Annotated in this window: 1 protein-coding gene; it reads right to left on the bottom strand. The window is 46.8% G+C overall.

Going from position 1 to position 4,028, the window contains the following annotated elements; all coding sequences use genetic code 11:
- Positions 1–4,028, bottom strand: a 4,028-nt coding sequence (locus QUB30_RS28155) for a response regulator (protein ID WP_333340570.1), incomplete at both ends; no start/stop codon positions are given.

The following is a 4,028-nucleotide window of genomic DNA, read 5'->3' on the forward strand; positions in this document are numbered from 1 at the left end:
ATATTACGAATTGCTTGCATTGTTTCGTAACCGTCCATCTCTGGCATCATCACGTCCATCAACACAATATTTATGTCAGGCGTCTGTTGCAGTTGAGCAATTCCCTCTCTGCCGTTTTCAGCAAACAGAATTTCCATTTTATGGCGCTCCAGCATACTCGTGAGGGCGAAAATATTCCGCATATCGTCGTCAACAATCAAGACTTTTTTGCCCGCGAGCGTCGAATCTGTTTGATACAATTGCTCTAGCATTTGGCGCTTCGGTTCCGGCAAATTTGCTTGGACTCGGTGTAAGAACAAAGCAGTTTCATCTAACAGGCGCTCGGGCGATCGCACATCTTTAACAATGATTGTTTCCGCCATGCGCTTGAGTTGAGTTTCTTCGGCTCTCGTCAACTCTTTGCCCGTATAAATAATAATCGGCAGACTTTTCAAAGTTGCCTCTTGCTTGATCTGATCGATCAGTTCAAAACCAGTCATATCTGGCAGTCCCAAATCGAGTACGATGCAGTCAAAATGCCCCGATTTCAAAGTTTCTAGCGCCTCTGCACCACTCCCCACAGCCGTGGTAGAAACATCGTGATTGCCGATTAAATCCACAATGCTGAGACGCTGTGTTTCGTCGTCTTCCACGACTAGCAAATTCTTCACGGGTCGCTCCACAAAACCCTTAATATCAGTCAAAGCTTTGCTCAAAGCTTCGCGACTGACAGGCTTTTGTAAGTACGCGATCGCCCCTAACTGCAAACTGCGCTGCCGCCCTTCTTCAACTGATACAATGTGAACCGGAATGTGGCGCGTACTTGGGTCGTGCTTCAAGCGATCGAGCACTGTCCAGCCGTCCATCACAGGCAAATTTAGATCCAGCATAATCGCAGTTGGCTTGAACTCTCGCGCCATCGCCAAACCGATATCGCTCCGCAAAGCAACTAAACCTTTAAAACCCTGTTCCTGCGCCATATCCAAAAGAATACGAGCGAAGTTTACGTCATCTTCAACAATCAAAAGCACGCGATCGCCACTCTCAATATTTTCTCGATCATCAGAGATTAAAGGTGAGGGGTAAGGCGCGATCGGCAAGTGGAAATTCGGCGAATGAACTGCAGCAGAAATAGCAGGCGGCAATTGAGCCGTTTGCTTGCCCATTTCCGGGTCCTTATCATTGATTACTCGCGATTCTTGGTAAGTTTGCGGCAGATAAAGCGTAAACCTACTACCCTCACCAGGGCGACTTGTCAATTTAATTTCTCCGCCTAACAGATTAGCGATTTCTCTACTAATTGACAAACCCAAACCCGTGCCCCCGTATTTGCGGCTAGTGCTACCATCAGCTTGTTGGAAAGCCTCAAAAATAACCCTGTGTTTTTCAGCAGAAATCCCAATCCCCGTATCGCTAACTGAGAAAGCCAAAACAGTAGCGGAACTCGTTAAACTTTCTATCTCTAAATTCCACCCTTCCCGCGCTACTTCGACAAGCAATTTCACCTCACCCCGCTCTGTAAACTTAAACGCATTAGAGAGGAGATTCTTCAAAACTTGTTGCAGCCGTTTAGCATCAGTATAGAGACCTTTTGGCAACCCACTCTCAAGCTCGATTTGAAAACTCAACTTCTTATCCTGGGCGATTTGGCGGAAAGTTCGATCCAAATGATCTCGCAAGTCAGGAAACAACACTTGCTCAATTTCCACCGACATCGTGCCTGATTCAATTTTAGCGAGATCCAAGATGTCATTAATCAGCCCTAACAAATCCGTTCCCGCCGAGTAAATTGTGCGCGTGTATTCAACTTGCTTCAGAGTCAAATTGCCTTCAGTATTATCAGAAAGCAATCGAGCGAGAATCAACAGCGAATTCAGCGGAGTACGCAACTCGTGAGACATATTAGCCAGAAACTCCGACTTATACTTAGAAGTTAGAGCCAACTGTTCGGCTCTTTCTTCCAGCAACCCCCTCGCCTGTTCGATATCTCGGTTTTTCCGCTCAACTTCCTTATTTTGCAGCGCTAGCAATTCAGCTTGTTCTTCTAGTTCTTCATTCGTTTGTTGCAACTCTTCCTGCTGATTCTTCAACAGTTCCTCAGATGCGCGTAGCGACTGCGCTTGTTGTTCTAGACGCTTGTTAGTTTCCGTCAGTTCTTTTTGCTGAGTTTGCAACTCTTCTGCCAAAGACTGCGACTGTTTCAGCAGCTCTTCCGTCCGCATACTCGCCGCAATTGTATTTAAAACAATGGCGATACTTTCTGTAAGTTGGTCGAGAAATGTCAAGTGTATTTCGCTGAATCGGCGGAACGAAGCTAACTCGATTACTGCCGTTACTTGTCCCTCAAATAATACGGGTAAAACCACGACATTTAACGGCGTAGATTCTCCCAGACCCGAGCAAATTTTAACGTAGTTTTCCGGCACTTCTGTCAACAGTATTCGTTCCTTTTCCAGGGCGCACTGTCCTACCAAACCTTCGCCTAAATTAAATCTATTTCCCAGATGCTTGCGTTCGCGGTATGCGTAGGTACTTAACAGTTTTAGAAACGGATCGTGTTCGACAGCTTCCATCATAAAGAAGACGCCATGTTGAGCAGAAACCAGCGGCGTCAATTCTGAGAGAATTAGTTTAGAAACTGTTTCTAAATCCCGCTGACCTTGTAGCATTCGAGTGAACTTAGCAAGGTTTGTTTTCAGCCAATCTTGCTCAGTATTTTTCTGCGTCGTCTCCCGGAGATTGGCGATCATCTGGTTAATGTTGTCCTTAACGATCGCAACTTCTCCTTCTGTGGCGACGGAAATTGACCTCGTTAAATCGCCTCTGGTAACAGCAATTGCCACTTCGGCGATCGCCCGCAGTTGAGTAGTCAAATTCGCCGCCAACTCATTCACATTATCCGTCAAATCTCGCCACGTCCCCGCCGCGCCCGGAACCTTTGCCTGGCCGCCCAATTTCCCTTCAATTCCCACCTCCCGCGCCACTGTAGTAACTTGATCGGCAAACGTCGCCAGCGTATCGATCATCTCGTTAATCGTATCTGCCAGAGTCGCAATTTCTCCCTTTGCTTCCAGCATTAATTTCCGCTTCAAATCGCCATTCGCCACCGCCGTCACAACTTTAGCAATACCCCGCACTTGCGCAGTCAAATTCCCCGCCATCGAATTTACGTTGTCGGTTAAATCTTTCCAAGTTCCCGCAACTCCTTTCACGTCAGCTTGACCGCCCAATTTACCCTCAGTTCCGACCTCCCGCGCCACCCGCGTCACCTCAGAAGCGAAGGAATTAAGCTGATCCACCATCACGTTAATAGTATCTTTCAACTCCAGAATTTCGCCTTTGACATCGACGGTGATTTTCTTAGACAAATCGCCATTTGCCACCGCTTTCGTCACTTCCGCAATATTCCGCACCTGCGCCGTCAAATTCCCCGCCATCAAGTTTACGTTGTCGGTTAAATCTTTCCAAGTTCCCCCTACACCGCGCACGTAAGCTTGCACGCCTAATTTACCTTCCGTTCCTACTTCCCTCGCCACCCTGGTTACTTCTGATGCGAAGGAACTCAACTGATCCACCATGATGTTAATCGTGTTTTTCAGCTCGAGAATTTCCCCTTTCACATCGACAGTAATTTTCTTAGATAAATCGCCATTTGCCACAGCGGTTGTCACTTCAGCAATGTTCCGCACTTGTGCTGTTAAATTCCCGGCCATCGAGTTAACTGAATCCGTTAAATCTTTCCAGGTTCCTGCAACTCCTTTAACTTCAGCTTGCACGCCTAATTTGCCTTCGGTTCCCACTTCCCGCGCCACCCTAGTTACTTCAGAAGCGAAGGAATTTAACTGATCCACCATCGTGTTGACAGTGTTTTTTAACTCCAGAATTTCACCTTTAACATCGACAGTAATTTTCTTAGATAAATCGCCATTTGCCACAGCAGTCGTAACAGCCGCAATATTCCGTACTTGCTCTGTCAAACTACCCGCCATAAAATTAACTGAATCCGTTAAATCCTTCCAAGTTCCTGCTACGCCTCGGACATCCGCTTG

It is taken from the genome of Microcoleus sp. BROC3 (assembly GCF_036702515.1).
In the GTDB taxonomy this organism is placed as follows: domain Bacteria; phylum Cyanobacteriota; class Cyanobacteriia; order Cyanobacteriales; family Microcoleaceae; genus Microcoleus.